This window comes from Planomonospora antibiotica, assembly GCF_014647955.1.
Classification (GTDB): Bacteria; Actinomycetota; Actinomycetes; order Streptosporangiales; family Streptosporangiaceae; genus Planomonospora; species Planomonospora parontospora.
In genome coordinates this window covers 1-773 of the sequence record NZ_BMQE01000155.1, presented here as the reverse complement: position 1 = coordinate 773, position 773 = coordinate 1, and the positions used below count along the sequence as shown (strand labels likewise).

1 protein-coding gene is annotated in these 773 nt (G+C 70.2%); it reads left to right on the top strand.

Features of this window, described 5'->3' with window-relative positions; all coding sequences use genetic code 11:
* Nucleotides 1–26 precede the first annotated feature (26 nt).
* Nucleotides 27–773 (top strand): RNA-guided endonuclease InsQ/TnpB family protein (locus IEZ06_RS35895; protein WP_189241122.1); only part of this gene is annotated, 747 nt, incomplete at its 3' end.

The following is a 773-nucleotide window of genomic DNA, read 5'->3' as shown; positions in this document are numbered from 1 at the left end:
CACCATTCTAGTGGTAGAATGACGTCATGTCCCGGTACCGGCTCTCCCCGACGCCCGCCCAGGAGGCGGCACTGGCGGAGCACTGCGCGCACGCGAGGTTCGTGTGGAACCTCGCCGTCGAGCAGAACGCGCACTGGAAGCCGGGCCGCAAAAGCGCACCGGGGTTCGCCGAGCAGTGCCGCCAGCTCACCGAAGCGCGTGCGGCCTTCGACTGGCTGCGCGCCGGATCGATCGTCGTCCAACAGCAGGCCCTCAAGGACTTCGCTCAGGCCATGGCGAACTTCTTCGGCAAGACCCACCGCCGCCCGACGTGGCGCAAACGCGGCCAGGGCGAGGGTTTCCGGATCGTCGCCGTCAAGCCCGACCACGTACGCCGCCTGTCCCGTCATGTCGGCGAGGTGAAGATCCCGAAGGTCGGCTGGGTGCGATTCCGTTGGTCGCGGGCCGTCCCCGACGGGGTGAAGTCCTACCGGATCACCCGCGACAGCGCCGGGCGCTGGCATGTCGCGTTCGCCGTCGTCCCCGAACCGGTCCCCGCGCCCGGAACAGGTGAGATCGGCGGCGTGGACCGGGGCGTGACCGTCTCGGCGGCCGTCTCCACCGGAGAGCTGCTGAACGCGCCCGGCCTGCGGGACACCGAGACGAAGCGGCTGCTGAGGCTGCAGCGCAAGCTCGCCCGAGCCAAGCGCGGCTCCAACCGGCGGGCCAAGGCGAAGGCCGCCATCGTCCGGCTGAAGGCCCGCGAAACCGACCGGCGTAAAGACTGGGTGGAG